The 20,043-nt window shown below is 53.0% G+C and carries 16 protein-coding genes; 3 read left to right on the top strand and 13 right to left on the bottom strand.

Annotated elements, in window-relative coordinates; translation table 11 throughout:
• Nucleotides 1-37 precede the first annotated feature (37 nt).
• Nucleotides 38-2,854 (top strand): alpha-mannosidase, encoded by a 2,817-nt coding sequence (locus tag SACSAC_RS11055; protein WP_037286233.1) that lies wholly within the window; start codon nucleotides 38-40, stop codon nucleotides 2,852-2,854.
• Nucleotides 2,855-2,960: 106 nt separating this feature from the next.
• Here the strand turns inward: SACSAC_RS11055 and dnaN are convergent, their stop codons facing one another.
• The 5 genes from dnaN to SACSAC_RS11030 all read right to left on the bottom strand — a co-directional run bounded on the left by dnaN (nucleotide 2,961) and on the right by SACSAC_RS11030 (nucleotide 6,394).
• Nucleotides 2,961-4,100, bottom strand: coding sequence for a DNA polymerase III subunit beta (dnaN, locus tag SACSAC_RS11050; protein WP_037286230.1), 1,140 nt, complete (start codon nucleotides 4,098-4,100; stop codon nucleotides 2,961-2,963).
• Nucleotides 4,101-4,124: 24 nt separating this feature from the next.
• Nucleotides 4,125-4,367 carry a ribbon-helix-helix domain-containing protein gene (locus SACSAC_RS11045; protein ID WP_156950990.1) on the bottom strand — a complete coding sequence of 81 codons (243 nt, stop codon included), beginning with the start codon at nucleotides 4,365-4,367 and terminating at the stop codon, nucleotides 4,125-4,127.
• A 167-nt stretch (nucleotides 4,368-4,534) separates the two neighbouring features.
• Nucleotides 4,535-5,323, bottom strand: coding sequence for a nitroreductase family protein (locus tag SACSAC_RS11040; protein WP_037286227.1), 789 nt, complete (start codon nucleotides 5,321-5,323; stop codon nucleotides 4,535-4,537).
• An 87-nt stretch (nucleotides 5,324-5,410) separates the two neighbouring features.
• Nucleotides 5,411-5,788, bottom strand: coding sequence for a VOC family protein (locus tag SACSAC_RS11035; protein ID WP_037286224.1), 378 nt, complete (start codon nucleotides 5,786-5,788; stop codon nucleotides 5,411-5,413).
• A gap of 141 nt (nucleotides 5,789-5,929) precedes the next feature.
• Nucleotides 5,930-6,394: a VOC family protein gene (locus SACSAC_RS11030; protein WP_037286221.1), complete on the bottom strand. Its 465-nt coding sequence runs from the start codon at nucleotides 6,392-6,394 to the stop codon at nucleotides 5,930-5,932.
• Between the two features lie 97 nt (nucleotides 6,395-6,491).
• Here SACSAC_RS11030 and SACSAC_RS11025 point away from each other — a divergent pair, with 97 nt between their 5' ends.
• A complete protein-coding gene (locus SACSAC_RS11025; RefSeq protein ID WP_037286218.1) occupies nucleotides 6,492-7,403 on the top strand; it encodes a helix-turn-helix transcriptional regulator in 912 nt (303 codons plus the stop codon).
• Between the two features lie 109 nt (nucleotides 7,404-7,512).
• Here SACSAC_RS11025 and SACSAC_RS11020 read toward each other — a convergent pair whose 3' ends face one another.
• From SACSAC_RS11020 to SACSAC_RS11000, 5 genes are all read right to left on the bottom strand, one after another.
• Nucleotides 7,513-9,009, bottom strand: coding sequence for a DHA2 family efflux MFS transporter permease subunit (locus tag SACSAC_RS11020; RefSeq protein WP_084778449.1), 1,497 nt, complete (start codon nucleotides 9,007-9,009; stop codon nucleotides 7,513-7,515).
• Nucleotides 9,010-9,066: 57 nt separating this feature from the next.
• Entirely contained in the window at nucleotides 9,067-9,654 is a 588-nt protein-coding gene (locus SACSAC_RS11015; protein WP_037292656.1) for a TetR/AcrR family transcriptional regulator, read from the bottom strand.
• 299 nt (nucleotides 9,655-9,953) lie between these two features.
• Nucleotides 9,954-11,378 carry an L-arabinose isomerase gene (gene araA / locus SACSAC_RS11010; RefSeq protein ID WP_037286215.1) on the bottom strand — a complete coding sequence of 475 codons (1,425 nt, stop codon included), beginning with the start codon at nucleotides 11,376-11,378 and terminating at the stop codon, nucleotides 9,954-9,956.
• An 86-nt stretch (nucleotides 11,379-11,464) separates the two neighbouring features.
• Nucleotides 11,465-12,160, bottom strand: coding sequence for an L-ribulose-5-phosphate 4-epimerase (locus SACSAC_RS11005; RefSeq protein ID WP_037286212.1), 696 nt, complete (start codon nucleotides 12,158-12,160; stop codon nucleotides 11,465-11,467).
• A gap of 22 nt (nucleotides 12,161-12,182) precedes the next feature.
• On the bottom strand, nucleotides 12,183-13,784 hold the full coding sequence (locus SACSAC_RS11000) for a xylulokinase (protein ID WP_037292655.1): 1,602 nt from the start codon (nucleotides 13,782-13,784) through the stop codon (nucleotides 12,183-12,185).
• Between the two features lie 557 nt (nucleotides 13,785-14,341).
• On the opposite strand from SACSAC_RS11000, the gene SACSAC_RS10995 reads away from it, so the two are divergent.
• Complete coding sequence (locus SACSAC_RS10995; RefSeq protein WP_037286209.1) at nucleotides 14,342-15,433, top strand: GntR family transcriptional regulator; 1,092 nt, start codon at nucleotides 14,342-14,344, stop codon at nucleotides 15,431-15,433.
• 136 nt (nucleotides 15,434-15,569) lie between these two features.
• Here the strand turns inward: SACSAC_RS10995 and SACSAC_RS28420 are convergent, their stop codons facing one another.
• The 3 genes from SACSAC_RS28420 to SACSAC_RS10980 all read right to left on the bottom strand — a co-directional run bounded on the left by SACSAC_RS28420 (nucleotide 15,570) and on the right by SACSAC_RS10980 (nucleotide 19,959).
• A complete protein-coding gene (locus SACSAC_RS28420) occupies nucleotides 15,570-17,033 on the bottom strand; it encodes an S-layer homology domain-containing protein (protein ID WP_245608620.1) in 1,464 nt (487 codons plus the stop codon).
• 163 nt (nucleotides 17,034-17,196) lie between these two features.
• Entirely contained in the window at nucleotides 17,197-18,144 is a 948-nt protein-coding gene (locus SACSAC_RS10985; protein ID WP_037286207.1) for an alpha/beta hydrolase, read from the bottom strand.
• Between the two features lie 75 nt (nucleotides 18,145-18,219).
• Nucleotides 18,220-19,959: an ATP-binding cassette domain-containing protein gene (locus SACSAC_RS10980; RefSeq protein ID WP_037292653.1), complete on the bottom strand. Its 1,740-nt coding sequence runs from the start codon at nucleotides 19,957-19,959 to the stop codon at nucleotides 18,220-18,222.
• Nucleotides 19,960-20,043: the final 84 nt, after the last annotated feature.

Below are 20,043 nucleotides of genomic sequence, written 5' to 3'. Positions count from 1 at the left end.
CGGAGCCAGACAAGCTGCTAACCTAGGAGGTTCACGCATGTCGGAAAAGAAAACGGTTCACCTGATCTCCCACACCCACTGGGATCGGGAATGGTATATGCCTTACGAACATCATCACGTGCTGCTCGTCGAGCTGATGGACAAGCTGCTCGATACGCTGGATCAAGACCCGGAGTATCGCTACTTCCATCTGGACGGACAGACGATCATACGCGAAGACTATCTGCAAGTCCGCCCGGATCAGCAAGAGCGGCTCGACCGCTATATCCGCGAAGGCCGTATCCAATTCGGTCCGTGGTACATCCTGCAAGACGAGTTCCTGACCAGCAGCGAAGCGAATCTGCGCAATCTGCTGATCGGCCACCAGGATGCCAAGCCGTTCGGCGTGCTGTCGAAAACCGGCTACTTCCCCGATTCGTTCGGCAATATGGGCCAAGCTCCGCAGATTTTGCAGCAGGCGGATATCGGCAATGCCGTATTCGGACGCGGCGTGAAACCGACCGGCTTCAACAATGCGGTGGTGGACGCGGACAGCTATGAATCGCCGTATTCCGAAATGATCTGGCGCTCGCCGGACGGTTCGGAAGTGCTCGGCATCCTGTTCGCGAACTGGTACTGCAACGGGATGGAAGTCCCTGCCGACGCGGAAAAAGCGAAAACGTATTGGGACAAAAATTTGGCGGAAGCCGAAAAATTCGCGTCCACGCCGCATCTGCTGTTCATGAACGGCTGCGACCATCAGCCGATCCAGACGGATCTGCCGGAAGCGATCCGCGTCTCGTCGGAGCTGTACCCGGACATCGACTTCGTGCATTCGAACTTTGACGATTACATCGAAGCCGTTGCCAAAGAAGTGCCGGACGATCTCGCGATCATCGAAGGCGAGCTGCGCAGTCAGCATACGGACGGTTGGGGAACGCTGGTCAATACCGCCTCCGCGCGCGTGTACCTGAAGCAGCTCAATCAACAAGGCCAGACGTTATTGGAAAAAGTGACCGAACCGCTCGCGACAATGGCGCATTTGGCCGGAGTGAAAGCTTATCCGCACCATCTGCTGACCTATGCCTGGAAAACGCTGATGCAGAATCATCCGCACGACAGCATCTGCGGATGCAGCGTGGACGAGGTGCATCGCGAGATGCTGACCCGTTTCGCGAAAAGCAGCCATGTGGCTGAGAAACTCGCCGAGCAAAGCGCACAGGCGATCGCGGCCGTGATCGATGCGGAAGTCTTGAAGCAGTGGGGCGAAGGCGCCGTGCCTTTCGTCGCGTTCAACACCGCAGGCTGGACGCGCAGCGGCGTATTGGAGACGGAACTGCTATTCGGGCAAAAGTATTTCCCGGAAGGCCCGAATCCGCAGACGTTGGCGCAAGAACTGGAAGCCGCTCCGCTGCCGAACTTCGTCGTGCAAGACGAAGAAGGCCGCGTCTACGCAGCGGAGATTCAGGATTTCGGCGCGCACTTCGGGTATGATCTGCCGAAGGATCGTTTCCGCCAGCCGTATATGGCACGTAAAGTGAAAGTGACGTTCCAAGCATTGGATGTCCCTTCGTTGGCTTATCGAACGTATGCGTTGGTTCCTACCGGGGCCGGAGTAGCTGAAGAAGCAACAACCGGAGCAGACACGGTCAACGTGAACAATGCGACCTTGGAAAATGGCAAGCTGAAGGTTACCGTAGCCGCTAACGGCTCGTTGACCGTCGAACACAAGCAAAGCGGGGCGAGTTACAACGGACTGAATGTGTATGAAAACACGGGCGATATCGGCAACGAATACGTCTACCGCCAACCGGAAGGCGAGCAGACATTGACGACCGAGCATCTGCAAGCCGAAGTCCGTATTGTCGAACAGACGCCTTTCCGTGCGACTTTGGAAAGCGTCGCACGTTGGGAAATCCCAGCCGGCGCCGACGAGACATTCAACCGCGAGAAGCAGCAGATGGTTCCATTCACGGAACGCACCGCGCAGCGCACGGACCAAACCGTGCCGCTGGTAATCACGACTCTGTACACCTTGGAAGCGGGTAGCGAGCTGGTGAAGGTGCGCACTTCGTTCAATAACCAGGCGAAAGACCACCGTCTGCGGGCGCTGTTCCCGACGGGCTTGAACGCGGATCATCACTATGCCGATTCGATCTTCGAATCCGCGAAGCGCGCTAATATGCCTGCGAAGGAATGGATCAATCCAAGCAACGCGCAGCATCAGCAGGCATTCGTGCATGTAACCGACGGCGAGCAAGGTCTGTTGATCGCGAACAAAGGACTGAACGAGTACGAAGTGCTGCGGGACGGGCAGAACACCATCGCGGTCACGTTGCTTCGCGCTTCGTCGGAACTGGGCGACTGGGGCGTGTTCGAGACGCCGGAAGCGCAGTGCCTCGGCGAGCAAACGGTCGAGTATACGATCCGTCCGTTCGCGGGTGATGCGGCGAAGTCCGGCGCAATTGCCGATGCGTATAGCTTCCCGATTCCGTGGACCGTCGTTCAGACCGGAGAGTTTGCAGATGCGTCGGAACGTGCTGCGGAGAAGCCGGTCGGCGGCGTTAAACTTGCAGGCGGAACCTCGACAGGCGCCGCGAACGGATTGCCGCTATCTTCGCAGGTCGTGAGCTGGAACGAGCAGGATACGACATTGGCGTTCTCGACGTTGAAGCTGTCGGCGGACACGGAAGACGTGATCGTGCGGTGGTACAACCTCGGAGGCGAGGAGGCATCGCTTCAAGCCAAAGCCGGATTCGATGTCGAAGCCGCTTATGAGAGCGACGTATTGGAGCGCCGCCGCGAGCTGCTAAGCGAGCGGCATGACGCGATCGGCGGGTACAAGATCGTGACGCGGGCTTATGTGACGCGTTGAATTTAAGCCCTTTGATCCGTATACAATCGGATCAACAAGAAACACCATTCGAAGACTGCTGTCCACCTGCGGACAGCAGTCTTTTTGTCGTTGCGAAGATTCTTTTTTATGCAGAAAAGGATTCGGAGATTCTGACAGAAGTGATCAAAAACAGGGTGGATTCGGACGAATCTTCCGGACAAATGACGAGAGGCGCCATACTTCCCGCGTATCGGATCCGAAGCTCGGCGCAATCGCTGCTGCGAAGAATTTCAGTCAGCAGCTTTCCGTTCAATGACAAGACAAAGCCTTCACCCGTCATTGCATGCACTGGTACTTCGTTTTCCGCTTCTCCGATCTCTGCTTTTTTGGATGACAAATGTAGTCGGTTCTGGTTCGCAGCCAAGCGGATAATCTTTTCACCGGCCATGATCGTGACGCCTTCCGTCGCATGAAGCAATCCGACCCTATCGATGCGACACTCGCAGAGAAAGACTTCGGAATCCATATTTTTTACGGACGGAAAGGTTCCCTGGATCAATACCGATTCGATCTCCAAGCACCCGGCGACAAATGTGATCCGGCTTCGGCCTATCTCGACCTCCATTGTTTCGTCTGCTTGCTCCAGCATTTTCGAAATGGCCTGCACACTTTTCGCCGGGATGATCGCTGTAACACTATGATCTGCGGGATCGTCCACCTCTAATGTTCGCGAAGCTAGACGAATGCCGTCGGCAGCCGTCAAACGTAACCTTCCTTGATCGTATTCGAGCAATACGCCTGTAAGCACCGGACGGCTATCCGAAGTCGCGGCCGCTCCCGCTACCTGCTTGATCGACGATCTGAATATGGCGCTGTTGATACGAAGCCGCACCGAAGACGCTTCTTTTCCACTCTCAAAACAGGAAAACTCCGAATCGTCCATGCCGCATAAGCGCATTCGAAAACTTCCCGAAACTATCGCGAGGAGTAGCGGCTGCTTGATCTCAAGTATGACGGATTTGTGATCCAGTTTACGGAGAATGTGATACAAATAGTGCAGGGAAACGACAATCGAGCCGACTTTTTCGACCGTTACGGAAGCGTCGTTTCGAGGAAGCCTGATTCGAACGCTCATATGGGCATGGGCGGACATCAGCGTCACACCGTCCAGATCGGCCCGAATACGGATGCCTTGAAGAGTCGGCTGCGTATAAGCAACTGCTACAGCTTGGATCACATCATGCAGAGCTTGAGTCAAAGAATCTCGGGCTATTTCGATCCGCAACGCGTGCACCTTCTTTCGGCAGGATTATTCGGAATAAAAAGACTCCAATGCATGGCGAATGATCTCCGAACGCGATGAATCATTTATAACGCGGTCGGCTTCTATCTTAGCCCATATCTCCTCGCTCAACGTTAATGATACTTTGCGGGTCACGCCTATGCTTTTGCGTCCAGCTCCTTCGCGCAGACCGCCTTTGGTAAATACGAAGCCCAGCTGCCCTTCTTTATTGGAAATACCGACTTTGACGGATTTGGGATGATCGTTCAATAAACTCTCTCCTCTTTTGATTTAAGTAACCTTATTCAATATACATTTGTATTTATCGTATCATGTTCGCATTGTGCTTGGCAACGACAATCGAAAACCATGCTTACGGATGCACAAAAAAGACGGAATCCACATTTTTGCGGAACTCCGTCTATTGTTCGTATTAGTTACTTCGAATCTTCGTTGTTCATGAAATTCTGCTTTTCCAAATAATTCAGGATCGTCTGCGAGTACTCGAGATGCGATTCTTTCGTATACTTGGCGATCGTGTAGACTTGAGCCAAATTTTTAAGGCCCAGTTCTTCGGTCATCGCTTTGAGCTTCGGCACATCCATGTAACGCTGCCAGCCTTTTTCGTTGCGGTCTTTGTAAATGTCCTCGATCTGCTCGTCCGTGTAATCCTGATACTGTTCGTAATGGACGAGTCCGTGCTGCGGCAGGCGGTCGCGCAGCGCGGGAGCTTCGGCGGGATAGCCCAACGAATAGCCGACGACAGGCACCACGCCCGGCGGAAGGTTCAGCAGCTCGCCGATTTGGTCGCAGTTCGCGAGCGTCGAGCCCATGTAGCAGATGCCCAAACCTTCGTTTTCCGCCGCTAGTGCGCAGTTTTGCGAAGCCAGCGTCGCGTCGATGGTGCCGATCATAAAGCTCATGTAGTTATCGAAATGGATCGGGGCGTCGTTTAGCTCCAGCCATTTGCGCATCCGGTTGAAGTCCGCGCAGAAAGTTAGCAGAACCGGCGCATCCAGCACCATCGACTGGTCCATATGCGGCGTGTAGAGCTTTTTACGCTGCTCTTTGTCCCGCGTGACCACGATGGAATAAGACTGCATATTACCGCTGGACGAGGCGCGAATGCCCGCTTCCAGCACTCTGCCTAGAACCTCTTGGCTGACTTCGCGATCTTCGTATTGGCGAATCGATCGGTGTCCGTGAATCACGTCGTTGAATTCCATAGTGCTGTCCCCTTCCGGTGCATGTTGCTTGGTTTTCTTTTTATGATAAACCAGTTTACCGACTTGGGATAGGGTCTAAAACGTTTTCTATTCGATAGATTGGTGATGCTGTGCCAATTGAACTTCAAATCCATCCGGGTCCAAGATGTAGAAAAAGCTCAAACGCGGATTCGGCATAATCGGTCCACGGGCGATCGGAATGCCTTTGTGTCGAAGCTCCTCCATTGCGCCTTCCAACGATTCGACCTCGAAACCGACCGACACTCCGTTTTCCGGCTGCACGGTCTGTTCGCCGCCTTGAATGACTTCGATCTTGGGCTGTGCGTCACTGCCGAGCATGGCGATCTGCTTGCCCCGGCTTTCGAAACGGCGTTGAATAGGCAGGCCGAGGATATCATGGTAAAAAGAGATCGACGCTTCGAGGTCGCGAACGCGTAGGGTAATCCAGTTTATAGTCAGATTCATGGTCTTCACTCCTGTCACGGGATAGATTCGATCTGCTTATTGTACCACCGTAAAAGCGCTCGGCGCGCGTGCCCGGTTACACCAATTTTCTTCATGCAGCAAAAAGCGGCCTTGCCGGGCAAGACTGCTTTTCGAAAACCGTTACTTTTTATTAGCCAGCACCTGATCCAAAAACTGGTCCGCGTCGCTGTTGAACTTCCAATGCACGCCGAACTTGTCGATCAACATGCCGAAGCAGGACGACCACGGCACATCGGAGAGCGGCATCGTGACGATTCCGCCGGCGGACAAATTTTCGAAATACTGTCTCAACATTTCCTTGTCGTCCATGACGAGGCTGATCAGCATGCTGTTGCCCTGCACCCATTCACCCGTGACAGCTTTCATCGAAGGAAGAACGTCGGACATCATCAGTTTGCCTCCGGCGAATTCGATCGAAGATTCCATGATCATGCTCAATTCGTTGTCCGGCATCGGATACTCCGGATTTTGCGGAATATCCCCGAACTTGACCGCTTTTACCTCTGTCGCCTTCAAAGCCTCTGCATAAAATTCGATTGCCTGTGCCGCCGTTCCGTCCAAATTCAAATATGCGATTGCCGCCATAATGTGTAACCTCCTCATCGGTATACGATTATGATAAGCTACGATAGATGACGGATGTATGTCACCGTTCCCTACCCCGATATAAAAAGGAGTCGTTATGGACAAAGTTGAACGGCTGATCTCGATCATTATGGTGCTGCTGCGCAAGCAGATCGTGTCCGCCAGTGAATTTGCGCGGTTGTACGGCGTGTCCAAAAGGACGATCCTGCGCGATATGGAAACGTTGGGTTTATCCAATATCCCGATTTATTCGGTCACCGGTTCGAAAGGCGGCTTCGGGATCATGGACGAGTACAAAATGGACAAAAGGCTGCTCAGCAGCTCCGATCTGGAACATATTTTGACGGCACTCGGCGGCTTGGAGAAAATTCTGTTCGGCGAAGAAGTCACGCTCACGATCCGAAAAATCGAATCGATGGTCCGTTCGTCGGTTCCGGAAGGAAGCGTGCAGCTTTCTTTTTACGATTGGGAGGGGCGTTCCGAGCTGCGCGGGATGTTAAAGACGTGCCAAGACGCGATCTCGGGCAAAAGAATCCTCGCATTCGATTACATCGACAAAAACGGCGCGGCGACGCATCGGACGGTTGAACCGACCGGTCTTCATTTCAACGAAAGCAGCTGGTATCTGAACGGCTTCTGCCTGGATCGCATGGACGGCCGCCTATTCAAATTGTCTCGGATCGATCGTCTGAACGCGGAGGGCGGAACTTTCTTCCCCCGAGAAAAAACGCCGAAAGAACAAAGCCGGAACGTCTACCGACCGGAACTGATCACCGTCAAAGCCTTGATTTCGCCGAGTATCCGCGACCGGTTCGTCGAGCGTTACGGCCGCAAAAGCGTAACGCCTTACGACGACCGGTTTTTATGCGCTTCCTTCGAGCTTCCGAACAATTGGATCGGGTTTCAGTTTCTGGCCGGCTTCGGAACCCAACTCAAGATCGCGGAACCCGAAGAGTACGCTGCGGACTTTCGGGAGTATTTGAAGGATATGCTGAACGCCTACTTATAAAAACGCGAGGAGCGGATCCGCGCAAAAAAAGCGAGGCTCCCCCGATCGGGAAAGCCTCGCTTTTACATGTGTTTCTTTAGGTCGTACGGAAAACTGCCCGGTATGCGAATTAATGCATCGGCCCTTCCGGTTTCGCTCCCGCGCCTACTTTGACGCGCTTCACGAACAGCGACACGATCAAGCCGATGACCGCCAAGACCGCGGCGAACACGAACGCGCCTTGCACGCCGGACGTGAATCCGGCAAGCTGGTTCTCCGGGCTTTCCGGATTCGCGACTCCGCTCAAAAAGCTGGCTTGGCCGGCGCTCAAGATGCTGACCGCTACCGCGGTTCCGATCGCGCCGGACACCTGCTGGAGCGTGTTCATGATTGCCGTGCCGTGCGGATAATACTCGCGCGGCAGCTGGTTCAGACCGTTGGTCTGCGCAGGCATCATGATCATGGAGATGCCGACCATCATGAAGATATGCAGCGTGATGATCGTACCGAGCGTCGTCGTCGGCGAGATGCTTGTGTACATGAACAATACGACTGCCACGATAGCGAGGCCGATGATGACCAGCCACTTCGGCCCGAACTTATCGAACAGGCGGCCCATGACCGGGGACAACAGGCCGTTAAGCAGGCTGCCCGGCAGCAGGACGAGACCCGCGGTCAACGCCGTAACCGCCATGCCCTGCTGCAAGTACATCGGCAGGATCAGCATCGACGACAGCATCATCATCATGGAGATGAAGATCAGGATCAAGCCCAGCGTGAACATCGGGTATTTGAATGCCCGAAGATCCATCACCGGCTGCTTCATTTTAAGCTGACGGATACTGAAGAACAGCAGGGACAATACGCCGATCGCCAACGTTCCGATCACGATCGGGCTGGTCCAGCCGCTTCCTGCTTCGCCGTGCCCGCCCGCGCTGCTGAAGCCGTAGACGATACCGCCGAAACCGAGCGTGGACAGAACGATCGACAGCACGTCGATCTTCGGCTTGGTCAGTTTGGAGATGTTCGGCAGGAACAACAGGCCGCACACCAGCGAGATCGCGAAGAACGGCAGGGAAATCCAGAAGATCCAGTGCCAGCTCAAGTTGGCCAAGATCAAGCCGGAGATGCTCGGGCCGCTGGCCGGAGCGAACATGATGACCAGACCGATCAGGCCCATGGCGGCGCCGCGCTTTTCGATCGGGAAAATAACCAGGATGGTATTGAACATCAGCGGCAGCAATAGTGCCGTGCCGACCGCTTGAAGCACGCGCGCCAGCAGCAAAATTTCAAAACTCGGCGCGACCGCGGCCACGAACGTGCCGATAATCGAGAAGATCAGCGACGTCGTGAACAGCTGACGCGTGCTGAACCATTGAAGAAGCATGCCGGATACCGGAACCAGAATACCCAGTACGAGCAGGTAGCCCGTCGTCAGCCATTGAATCGTCGTCGGTCCGACTTCGAGCATCGCCATCAGCGGCGTCAGCGCCACGTTCAGCGCCGTCTCCCCGAACAAACCGATAAATCCGCTCAGCAGCATCGCGAACAAAATCGGAAAAACCTTGTACTGCTGCTGTGCTTCTTGCTGCGTTTCTTGACGATTCCCCAAAGAATCGGCTTTCATTGAACCTTCCACTCTTTCATCCTCCTCGAACCTCTCGAACGTTCTGTTGAATACGCCTTACGGCATGTCTTGCACGTGCTTCGCCACGACCGCCAAATGATCGGCCGCCGCAAGCAGCGGTTGTTTGCTCTGGTTCGTCAGGCTGATGATCAGCGCGCCTTCCATCAAAGCGACGACCAGCAGCGACGTGGTCCGCGCTTTTTCCTCGCTCATGCCGTCTTCGACCAAATGCTTGGCGATGATGACCTGCCAATCGGCGAACACGTTTTGGCAATCGGCGCGAAGATCGCTGCTGATGCACGACGTCTCGACGGCAGCCCAAAAGCTGAACGGCATAAATCCGGTAAATCCGGCCGCCTCCGCTTCGTCCGCCATATCGCGAATGAACTGCTGAAGACCTTCCGCCGTATTCGAATGCGCGGCAAATGTCTCATCGAACTTTTGCAAAATATGCTCGTTCGTTTTTTGAATGCATACATGCGCGAGTTCTTCTTTGCCTTGCGGGAAATAATGATACAACGACCCTTTCGGAGCTTGGCTTTCTTTTACGATCTGATTCAAGCCTGTCGCGTGGTACCCTTGTGAAAAAAACAGTCTCGCTGCCGTGTTGACGATGGACTCTTTAGCGTTGGACTTTTCACTCAACAAAAGACACTTCCTTCAAAAAATTATAACAATCGGTCTACATACATTATCTTGATCACAAGAGCTATGTCAATGCTTTTATTTAAAATTTTACAGTGTAACCGTTATCAATCGGAAAGCTTTACAAAGCCCCGGAAAAACAGCGTTCGTGCTCCCTTTCGATGCGGCAGGCAGGCGCTTGATCGGCGAAAATACCGAGTAGTCGTGGACGATCTGAATATCGCTATGCAAAACAAAAACCGCCTTCGATCCATGACCCTGTCATCGATCGAAAAGCGGTTTTCTTTTATCGGCTCGGCTTATTTAATCACGACGTACTCCAAATTCACCAGTTTCGCATACGTCACGATCTGATCTGTCGTCAGGTTCAGCGATACGACGGTGTGGTGGCCGCCGCCGTTTTCGATCCAAGCTCTGACGCCGTCTTGGAAGTTCGGCTTCACGCTCCACAGAACACGGGCGACCGGAAGATTCGGAGCCGGTTCCGTCGGTTCGAACGCCGTCACTTCGTTGATCAGCAGTTTGTAATGCGTGCCGTGGTCCATCATGGATACGACGACGCCGTCTCCGGCTTTGCCGTCGAAGACCAGGCGGGCCGGATCTTCTTTGCCGCCGATTCCGAGCGGGGATACGACGACTTTCGGCTTGCTGCTCGCCAGGGAAGGATCAACTTCGAGCATGTGGGACTGCAGGATCGCTTCTTTGCCCGGTGCCATCTCGTAGGTGTAGTCTTCCATGAAGCCCGTGTTCTCGTTATGGCTCATGATTTTCATCAGACGGTCGAGCGCGGCCGTCTTCCAGTCGCCTTCGCCGGCGAAGCCGTAGCCTTGAGCCATCAGGCGCTGAACGGCCAGACCCGGAAGCTGTTTCATGCCGTGCAAGTCTTCGAAGTTCGACGTAAAGGCGGTATAGCCTTTCGCGTCCAGGAAACGCTTGAGAGCGATCTCGTAACCCGCTTGCACGCGCACGCTGGCTTCCCAGTCTTCTTTGCTGTTGGTGCCGTAGTCAAATTCGTACAGGTTGGCGTATTCGGCCATCAGTTCGTCGATTTCCTGCTCGGTCACGGCGTTCACCACCTCGACCAGATCGCCGATGCCGTAGTAGTCGACCGTCCAGCCGAATTGAATCTGAGCTTCGACTTTGTCGCCCTCGGTGACGCCGACGTTGCGCATGTTGTCGCCGAAGCGGGCTACTTTGATATTGAAGCTTTCGTTATAAGCAACGGCAACGTCCATCCAGTCCGCGATTTGCTGCTGCACTTCCGGACGCTCCCAGTAGCCGACAACGACTTTGTTTTGCTTGTTCAGACGCGCGTTGATGAATCCGTATTCGCGGTCGCCGTGAGCGGCTTGGTTCAGGTTCATGAAGTCCATGTCGATCGTCGCCCACGGAATGCTTTCGTTGTACTGCGTCGCCAGATGCAGCAGCGGCTTTTGCAGCAGCTTCGTGCCGCGAATCCACATTTTGGCCGGCGAGAACGTGTGCATCCACGTGATGACTCCGGCGACTTCGTCGCGGTAGTTCACTTCTTTCATGATTTCGGTGATCTTGTCCGCGCTGACGGCCAGATCCTGAAGTACGAGCGGGTAAGGAAGCACGCCGCTTTTGTTGAGCGCGTCCGTCATTTCTTGCGCGTGAGCTTTAACTTCGGCAAGGGCTTCTTCTCCGTACAAATGCTGCGAACCTACGACAAACCAAAATTGTTTTTCTACGGCTACTGTCATGTAAATCATCCTCTTTTCGTCGATTAGTGAATGTCATATTGAATGATTGAACGTTTATGTTGAATACGACTCGATTAGAAATGAACTTATTTTTGACCGTAATACGCGTCTTTTCCGTGTTTGCGCAGATAATGTTTATCCAAAATGCCCTGTGGCAGTTCCTTCGCGAAGTTGTTCAGTTGGCGCGCATACAGGTTCATTTTGCACACTTCTTCCAGCACGACGCTGTTCACGACTGCCGACTTCACGTCTTTGCCCCACGTGAACGGCGCATGGCCTTGCAGCAGCACGGCCGGAATCTCCAGCACGTCCACGCCGAGCTTGTCAAACGTCTCGATGATGACATTGCCGGTCTCCGCTTCGTACCCTCGATCGATCTCTTCTTGGGTCAGAAATCTTGCGCAAGGCACCGCTCCATAAAAGGTATCGGCGTGCGTCGTACCCATAACCGGCACATCGAGTCCTGCCTGCGCCCAGATGGTCGCCCAAGTGGAATGCGTATGCACGATGCCGCCGATTTGCGGATAATGCTTATACAAAACGGCGTGCGTCGCGGTATCGGACGAAGGACGCATGTCGCCTTCGACCACGTTGCCGTCAAAATCGACCACGACCATATCGCTCGGCTTCATCGCTTCATAGCTAACGCCGCTTGGCTTGATTACGAACAATCCATTTTCCCGATCAACCGCGCTGGCATTGCCCCAAGTGAATTTCACCAGGCCATGCTTCGGCAGTTCGAGGTTCGCTTCGTACACTTCTTGTTTGAGTTGCTCTAACAATGTGGGTCACTCCTTTTGCTTTTTATTTCAAATGGTCGACAGCCGCTTGCTCGATCGCGAGGCCGGCTTTGTAGCGTTCGATGAATGTTCCGAAACCTGCGACATCTGCCGGGTCCGGCGCGATTTCTTCGCCTGCGACGTCTTTGAACACTTTTTCGCCAAGGAAATCAGCCAGGTTTTCGTTCGGTTCTTTGTTGATTGCGTAGGAAGCCAGCAGTGCCATGCCCCATGCTCCGCCTTCTCCGGCTGTAGACATGACCGAGATCGGCACGTTCAGTGCGGCTGCCAAAGCTTTTTGCCCGACGACCGGAGTCTTGAACAGACCGCCGTGCCCGAGCAGGCTGTCGATCGCCACTTTCTCGTTCTCGGTGAGAATGTCCATGCCGATCTTGAGCGCGCCGAACGCGCTGAACAGATGGGTGCGCATGAAGTTGGCAAGGTTGAAGTTGCTTTCCGGCGAACGAACGAACAGCGGTCTGCCTTGCTCAAGTCCGGTGATGTTCTCGCCCGACAGATAGCCGTAGCTGAGCAATCCGCCTGCGTCCGGGTCGGCTTCGAGCGCTTTGCTCAGCAGCGTGCCGTACAGTTTGCCGGAGTCGGCTTCGTAGCCCATCGCCTGCGCGAATTCGCGGAACAGTCCCATCCAGGCGTTGAGGTCGCTGGAGCAGTTGTTCGCGTGCACCATCCCGACCGGGCTGCCGTCCGGCGTAGTCACCATGTCGATTTCCGGGTACAGCTTGGACAGCTCATGCTCCAACACGATCATGGCGAACACGGACGTACCGACGGAGACGTTGCCGGTGCGCTTTTTGACGCTGTTGGTCGCGACCATGCCGGTTCCGGCATCGCCTTCGGGCGGACACAGCGGAATGCCGGGTTGCAGATCGTCTTCCGGGTCCAACAGGAGCGCGCCTGCTGCCGTCAACGTGCCTGCTTGTTCGCCGGAGAGCAGGACTTGAGGCAGAACGGCTTGGAGCGTCCACGGATAGTTGCGGGAAGCGATCAGGTCGTCGAACTGCTGCACCATTGCCGGATGGTAGTTATGCGTACCTTCGTCGATCGGGAAAACGCCTGACGCGTCGCCGATGCCGATCGATTTGCTACCGGTCAACAGCCAGTGGATATATCCGCCCAGCGTCGTGACGAAGTCGATGCTTGGCACATGCTCTTCGCCGTTCAGGATCGCTTGGTACAGATGCGCGATGGTCCAGCGCTCCGGGATGTTAAATTGGAACAAGTCCGTCAAGACTTTGGCCGATGCGCCCGTCGTGGCATTGCGCCAAGTACGGAACGGAACGAGCAGTTCGCCTTGTTTATCGAAGGCCATATAGCCGTGCATCATGGCGGAAAAGCCGATCGAGCCGACGATTTGCAGCGTGACGCCGTATTGGGTGCTGACTTCCTGCTTCATTTCGCGGTAAGCGGCTTGAAGGCCTTTGATGATCTCTTTTTGGTCATAGGTCCAGAAGCCGTCTTTGAGTTGGTTTTCCCACTCGTAGCTGCCGGAAGCGATCGTTTCGAAGCTCGGATCGATCAGGACGGCTTTGATTCGGGTCGATCCGAATTCGATGCCGAGCGACGTTTTGCCTTGGGTGATGATTTCTTTCAAGTCTGCTTGACTCATAATCATGTTTGTCCCCTTTCTATACGAACGGCTTTCGGCCTGATCCGGCAAATGATAGGACAACTTGGCGGAGCAGATCGAAAGTATGCGGTTTCAATAACTGACGAGTCTAGTATATTTTTTGTACGTACATTTGTCAATCTGGGTTGGTAGTTATACCAACTTTAAGTTCCTGTTCGGTTGTGGAGCTGGGGCGCTGCGGGAGGGATTGGTTTCGGTCGCGTGTTGACTTGGGGAAGCTGGATTGGATTTAAATAAGGAAGCTTCCCCAAGTCAAAGGCGAACGCTATCGCTCCTGCACTCAATCCCTCCCTCCGCTTGATGCGCTCGGGGAAACCGAAAAGGATTAATAGTGGGAAAACTACCTTTGTGGGTGGAGTGGGGAAGAGGCCTCGCCTGCGGCATCGGCTTTCTCTAAAACGTTGAGAGCGTACATCTTTTAGAGTCGTTTGCTAATTAGGGGATTCGTGCTAAGATGTGTACGTACAACTTTACAAGAAAGCAAGAAAGTTAAATAAAGAACGATATGAGAGAGACAAGAAAGAAGTGAACTTACGATGAAGCCCAAGTATCAAGTGATTATAGAAGAGATCAAAAGTCATATTCTTTCGGGGACGTATAGGGTGGGGGAGAAGATTCCTTCGGAGCTTGCGTTGCAGGAGAGTTATGATGTCAGTCGGCAGACGGTGCGGAAGGCGCTGCTGGAGCTGGCGAATGAAGGGTTTTTGCGGAGCGAACGAGGGTCGGGGACGTATGTGAGCGGTCAGTATCGGTCGAAAACGGGGGCGAAGTCTTCGAATAAGACGATCGGGGTCATTACGACGTATATTTCGGATTACATTTTTCCTTCTATCATTCGCGGGATCGAGAGTCGGTTAAATGAGGATAATTATTCGCTGCTGCTCGCCAGTACCAATAACGACATTGCTCAGGAAAGAAAAGCGCTGGAGATGATGTTGTCGTACGGGGTGGACGGGTTGATCGTGGAGCCGACGCGGAGTAATGTGTACAACCCGAATATCGCGTACTACCTTTCTTTTAAAGAGCAGGATGTTCCTTTTACGATGATCAATGCTTATTACGAGGAGCTTGAGGTGCCGTTTTTCTGCCTGGATGATGTGCAATCGAGCTATCTGGCGACGCGGGAGCTGATCGGCAAAGGGCATACGCAGATCGGGATTATCGCGAAAATGGACGATCTGCAAGGGAAGTTTCGGATGAAAGGGTTTATTAAGGCGTTGGGCGAGGATAAGCTGCGGTTCCAGCATGAGCATGTGCTTTCGTTCGATACGGACAGCAAGCCTGACTTGTCCGTGAATTTGGAGAAGTATTTGACGGAGAATCGGGATGAGCTGACGGCGCTGGTGTGCTACAACGACGAGGTCGGGCTGGAAGTCGTGAATGTGTGCAAAAAGCTGGGGATTTCGATTCCGGACGAGCTTTCGATCGTGGGGCAGGACAACTCGTATATGGCGAAAAACGCGAATATTCAGTTGACGACGCTAACGCATCCGCAGGAGCAGTTGGGGCGCGACGCGGCGGATTGGGTGATCAAGAGTTTGCAGGGGAAAAAGGATTTGCCGGAGAAGACGTATTACCAGCCGGTGGTGGTGGAGGGTGAGACGGTTCGGGTGATTGAAGTGGAGTAGTACCTTTAGCGTTGATAAGGTAGTAGGTTGAAAAAAGGCGACCCCGGCATCATGGCCGAAGGTCGCCTTTTGGAATTGGCATGCGCTTGAAGTGAGCGTTTGGATATGCGTCAGTTCATTGTTTGATCCAGTTAGCTCAATCGGCTTTGGGAAGCGGTGTAGGGAAGATAAATGGTGGATTAGAAAATGGATCGTTTGGTGGACCTCCAGGCGGATATGGTTGACCTGTGGATCCTCCTCCTGTCGGCGGAGTCGTCGGTTCTTCGATCGGCTCTCCTGATCCTCCTCCTGTCGGCGGAGTCGTCGGTTCTTCGATCGGCTCTTCTGATCCTCCTCCTGTCGGCGGAGTCGTCGGTTCTTCGATCGGCTCTCCCGATCCTCCTCCTGTCGGCGGAGTCGTCGGTTCTTCGATCGGCTCTTCTGATCCTCCTCCTGTCGGCGGAGTCGTCGGTTCTTCGACCGGCGGTTTCGGATCCGTCGGTGGTTCTGCTGGAAAGATCCCAACTGCTACTGCGCTTCCTAGCGGTATTGTTACTAATGATCCCGCCGCAGCTCCTGCCGCCCCCGCAGCTCCTGCCGCCCCCGCAGCTCCTGCCGCCGCAGCTCTTGGCACCGCTGCCCCAGCGTAATTCGACGAAGCCTTAATATCGACCAGGATATTTTTATTTTCTTCCTGCTTCAGTTCATTCCCGAAAGGTGTTTTTAAGCCTGCCACTTTAATCAAGGGCTGTTTGGAAAAGTTGAAAGTAAAGGCTTCATTCAAGGTCACGATAATCGTTTTGCCGTCAGCCGACAATTGGTAGCTGTCTTTTTCAGGATCCAAAGGTACGCCGTCAACCGTAATCTTCGACAGATCGATCGATTTTTCATCGACCTTATCGGTCAAGATCAGGTTTAACTTATTTCCCTCTACAAATTCAGCTTTGGTAACTTCCAACGGATTATTTTCGGTACTCTCTTTTTTTGCTTCATAAACACCTGTCACTAGCTGTTCTCTGTTTGCTTTGGAGCTGCCGTCAAACGTTCCGTCGCTTCCATTGTTAAGCAACTTCTTTTCAAGAGCAAGAGCCACATAGCCTTTGGCCCAATCCGAAACGGTAGCGTCTTCACTTTTACTCGTACTGGCTTCTATATCTATGCTTCTCATTTGTCCTTTTACCAAAAATGCAGCCAGTTGTTCCTTGGTTACCTCGCCTGCCGGATTGAACTCGCCTGCTCCGACTCCGTCGGTGATGCCTGATTTTTTAAGCGCTTCGATGTAAGGCAAAGCATAACCGTTTGCTGCGTCATCTGCTTTTACATCGCTAAACGAAGAAGTCTTCAAATCGTTATCGACTTTGAGACCAAATATCAGAGCTGCAACTTTGGCAAATTGAGCCCGATTCATGTTTTCTTTTACTCCAAAATTGCTATCGGAGACCCCTTCAAAAATCCCGCCCGAAATCAGCGCATCAAATTTGGCTTTCGTTGCCGCATCCAAGTCCTGCAAGTCTGTAAAATCAGCAGACGTCTTCGCAAAGCCAGCATGTACATCGACGGTTGCCGTAGACACCAAGCCAGCAATAAGCGCCGCTCCCCAAATCAAACTTTTCTTTTTCATCCCCTCGATCATCCCACTTTCCCGATTAAAATGGTCAATCTTTCACCCTAAATATAGTCGAATTAGCTCTTTTGTTGAAAAATCCAGGTGACTTCACGCCCATTATAATCGGTAAGTGACTTTATTAATAGACAAATGAAACAAGTCGTTTTTAAAGATTTCTTTACAAAAGGACTGTTCGTAGAAAAGAAAGCACCGCCGACTTCATCTGCTCCAGCCCCTGCGGCTCAATCGGAAAATGTCCGGCGCCTTTCAAAATGACGCATTCTTTTCGGACATTCAGCTTATCGAAAAAGGATTGGCTCAAACGAAAAGGCGTCATGGGGTCCAGTTCCGGATGAACGAGCAGCACGGGGCAGACATCGAATTCCTCGGGCTTGAGCGCAGGCTCCATATTTAAAAAAGTCCGCAGCAGCCGAATCGGAACTTTGGTCCCTGCTGCATGAACGTCTTTGATGATGAGTTCCGTCATCTCTGCATCATTGGTGATCAGATTCATACGGGAGACTTGGGTTACCGGAATCTTGAGAGAATCCAGTAGCGACGGGAAGGTGTCCATAACCCGCTTTCCTGCTCGGCTGATCAGCTTATTCGGTGCCAGTTGATCCCGCACGTCCGGTTGACTGGTGTCCACGAATGTCGTCACGATCAGTCCGCTCACCCGCTTGCTTTGCACCGCAGTATGATAAGCCAACATTCCCCCGATGCTACTCCCCAGCAGAACGATCGGTTTGCCGTCACGCTCCAGCTCCCGATCGATCAGTTCCACCAGAATATCGATCCAGAGCCGATAATCCACCCTTTTCACCGAGTCGATATGACTTAATCCGTACGGAGGCAGATCCGGCGCGACCACCTCATAGCCACCCGTTTGCAATAATCGCGCATAAGGAGCCAACAACCGGCCGTTACCGCCTGCGCCATGGATAAAGATCACTTTTAACGGAGCATTCGGCGCGGGCATCCGGTCCACATGAATCCGCATCGAGCGCCATTCCATCCATTCTTCGGTCGGTCCGTTGCCGGGCGTGATTCGCATCTCTTCCGGGAAAAACTTCTGGTACTGCTCCCAGTAACGTACCGATTGATTGTAGGTCAATAGTTCCTTCATCCGCATCTCCGTTCTTTGGTAAGCAAAAAAGGCCACCGATAAATCGAGCAGCCTTTTTCATCGACTTCACACTTTTTAAAGAGTCTTGATAATCGCTTCCAACTCGTCCAACAATACTTTGGCAAGCTCGAAGTTTTCATTTTTCAACGCTTGTTCGACTTTCAATTCCACGGCTTTTTTCTGTTGCTCGTTGTGCAGATAGTCTTTGCTGAAATGACGGTTATAAATCATCTGTCTGAATTTGCGCATCGTCATTTTCCGGATGCTTTTGTTGTCGATGATCAGGACGTAATCCATGCCGTTGACGACGGAATAGAAATCGTGGGAAATCATCAGGATCGCGCCTTTGTAGTCTTGAACGGCTTTTTCCAGCGCGATTTGCGAGTAGAGGTCCAAGTGGCTCGTCGGCTCGTCGAGAATCAGCACATTGGCTTCCGCGGCCGCGACTTTCGCCAATTGGAGCATGTTTTTTTCGCCGCCGGACAAGGATTCGATCTTTTGCTCCAAAATCTCGCCTTCGAAGCCGTAATCCAGCAAATGCGCGCGGATCTCGTCATACGTGTCGAATCCGGCATCGATAAACTCGTGCAGAATCGTGTTGGAGTCTTTCAGCGTTTCCCCTTGAAGCTGCGACAAATAACCGATTTTCGCGTCTGGATTGATCCGGATCGCTTCGTGTTCGTTACGGAAAATGTCGCGCAGCAGCGTCGTTTTCCCCGTACCGTTCGGACCGATGATCGCGACTTTATCCGTAGCTTTAATCTCGAACGTCACGTTTTGGAGCAGCAGCTCGTCGAACGAAACGCCGTAATCCTCGACGTTGATCACTGCGACATCTTCCAGTTCAGGCCCGTTCGCGAACGTGATCTTCGGCTGTTTGATATCGACGAACGGCGCTTTGATCCGGCGGGCTTCCAAACGTTCTTGGAATCGCACTCTGGCTTTTAAAGCGCGGCCTCTCGAGGCTTCCGAATTATACGTCGCGATTTCTCTGAGGTTATCGATAATGCCGTCGTAACGCTCGATCTCTTCCCGTTCGGCGACCGCGATTTCTTGCAGCTCGATCTTGGTCTGAAGCAGATAGAAGTTGTAGTCGATATAGCGTCCGTCGAACTCCTGGATCTCGGTGTTTTCGAGGTGGATGATTTTGTTGAAGCAGTGGTTCAGCAGGTAGCGGTTGTGCGTGACGACCAGCAGCATGCCTTTATGCGAATTGATCAGCTTGCGCAGCGAATTCAAGTTCTCGAAGTCCAAAAAGACATCCGGTTCGTCCATAATGAGCAAATCCGGACGGCTGATCATTTCTTTCATGACTTGGATCAGCTTGAATTCCCCGCCGCTTACGGAGGTGACGTCCAGGTCTTTGAGATTCATCAGGTTAGCCAGGTTCAGCTGCTTGTTGATGACGTTCTCGAAGTTGTCTCCGTCCATCGCATTGAACGCGTCCAACGCCAGTTGATACTTTTCCATCACCGCATCCATGTCCGACGTCGTCGCCATTTCCGCGTAAATCTCAGTAAGCTCGTCTTGAATCTTGTTGAACGGTTCTGCGATATATTCAAACACGGTCATTTGCTGCGCAGGGTCGACTTGCGAAAATTGACTGACGTAACCGATGCTGCAATTCGGATCGATCGTGAGTTTCCCGTCGTACAGATGCTTGTCCGGGTCCATCAGGATCTCGATCAGAGTGCTTTTCCCGCTGCCGCTGGTGCCAATGAAGGCGCAGTGTTGGCCTTCTTCGAGCGTGAAGGAAACGTCGGTGTAGAGTTCTTTTTGCGGGAAGGAGAAGGAGAGGTGTTCTAGTTTGATCATGGTGTTACCTTTCTGAATCGCCGTCATGGCGGTTATTTGGGAAAGCTGCTTAGAAATCAGGGATTGTATTGTGCTTTTACTGTT

This window comes from Saccharibacillus sacchari DSM 19268 (assembly GCF_000585395.1).
GTDB lineage: Bacteria > Bacillota > Bacilli > Paenibacillales > Paenibacillaceae > Saccharibacillus > Saccharibacillus sacchari.
This window is presented reverse-complemented; position numbering and strand designations above follow the sequence as displayed.

Excerpts from the sequence above, each read along its gene's own strand:
- SACSAC_RS11035 (WP_037286224.1), bottom strand. The coding sequence starts at position 5,788 with ATGAATCTGACTATAAACTGGATTACCCTACGCGTTCGCGACCTCGAA.
- SACSAC_RS10985 (WP_037286207.1), bottom strand. The coding sequence starts at position 18,144 with ATGAAGGAACTATTGACCTACAATCAATCGGTACGTTACTGGGAGCAG.
- SACSAC_RS11030 (WP_037286221.1), bottom strand. The coding sequence starts at position 6,394 with ATGGCGGCAATCGCATATTTGAATTTGGACGGAACGGCGGCACAGGCA.
- araA (WP_037286215.1), bottom strand. The coding sequence starts at position 11,378 with ATGACAGTAGCCGTAGAAAAACAATTTTGGTTTGTCGTAGGTTCGCAG.
- SACSAC_RS10980 (WP_037292653.1), bottom strand. The coding sequence starts at position 19,959 with ATGATCAAACTAGAACACCTCTCCTTCTCCTTCCCGCAAAAAGAACTC.
- SACSAC_RS11040 (WP_037286227.1), bottom strand. The coding sequence starts at position 5,323 with ATGGAATTCAACGACGTGATTCACGGACACCGATCGATTCGCCAATAC.
- SACSAC_RS11025 (WP_037286218.1), top strand. The coding sequence starts at position 6,492 with ATGGACAAAGTTGAACGGCTGATCTCGATCATTATGGTGCTGCTGCGC.
- SACSAC_RS10995 (WP_037286209.1), top strand. The coding sequence starts at position 14,342 with ATGAAGCCCAAGTATCAAGTGATTATAGAAGAGATCAAAAGTCATATT.
- SACSAC_RS28420 (WP_245608620.1), bottom strand. The coding sequence starts at position 17,033 with ATGAAAAAGAAAAGTTTGATTTGGGGAGCGGCGCTTATTGCTGGCTTG.
- SACSAC_RS11055 (WP_037286233.1), top strand. The coding sequence starts at position 38 with ATGTCGGAAAAGAAAACGGTTCACCTGATCTCCCACACCCACTGGGAT.
- SACSAC_RS11020 (WP_084778449.1), bottom strand. The coding sequence starts at position 9,009 with ATGAAAGCCGATTCTTTGGGGAATCGTCAAGAAACGCAGCAAGAAGCA.
- SACSAC_RS11000 (WP_037292655.1), bottom strand. The coding sequence starts at position 13,784 with ATGAGTCAAGCAGACTTGAAAGAAATCATCACCCAAGGCAAAACGTCG.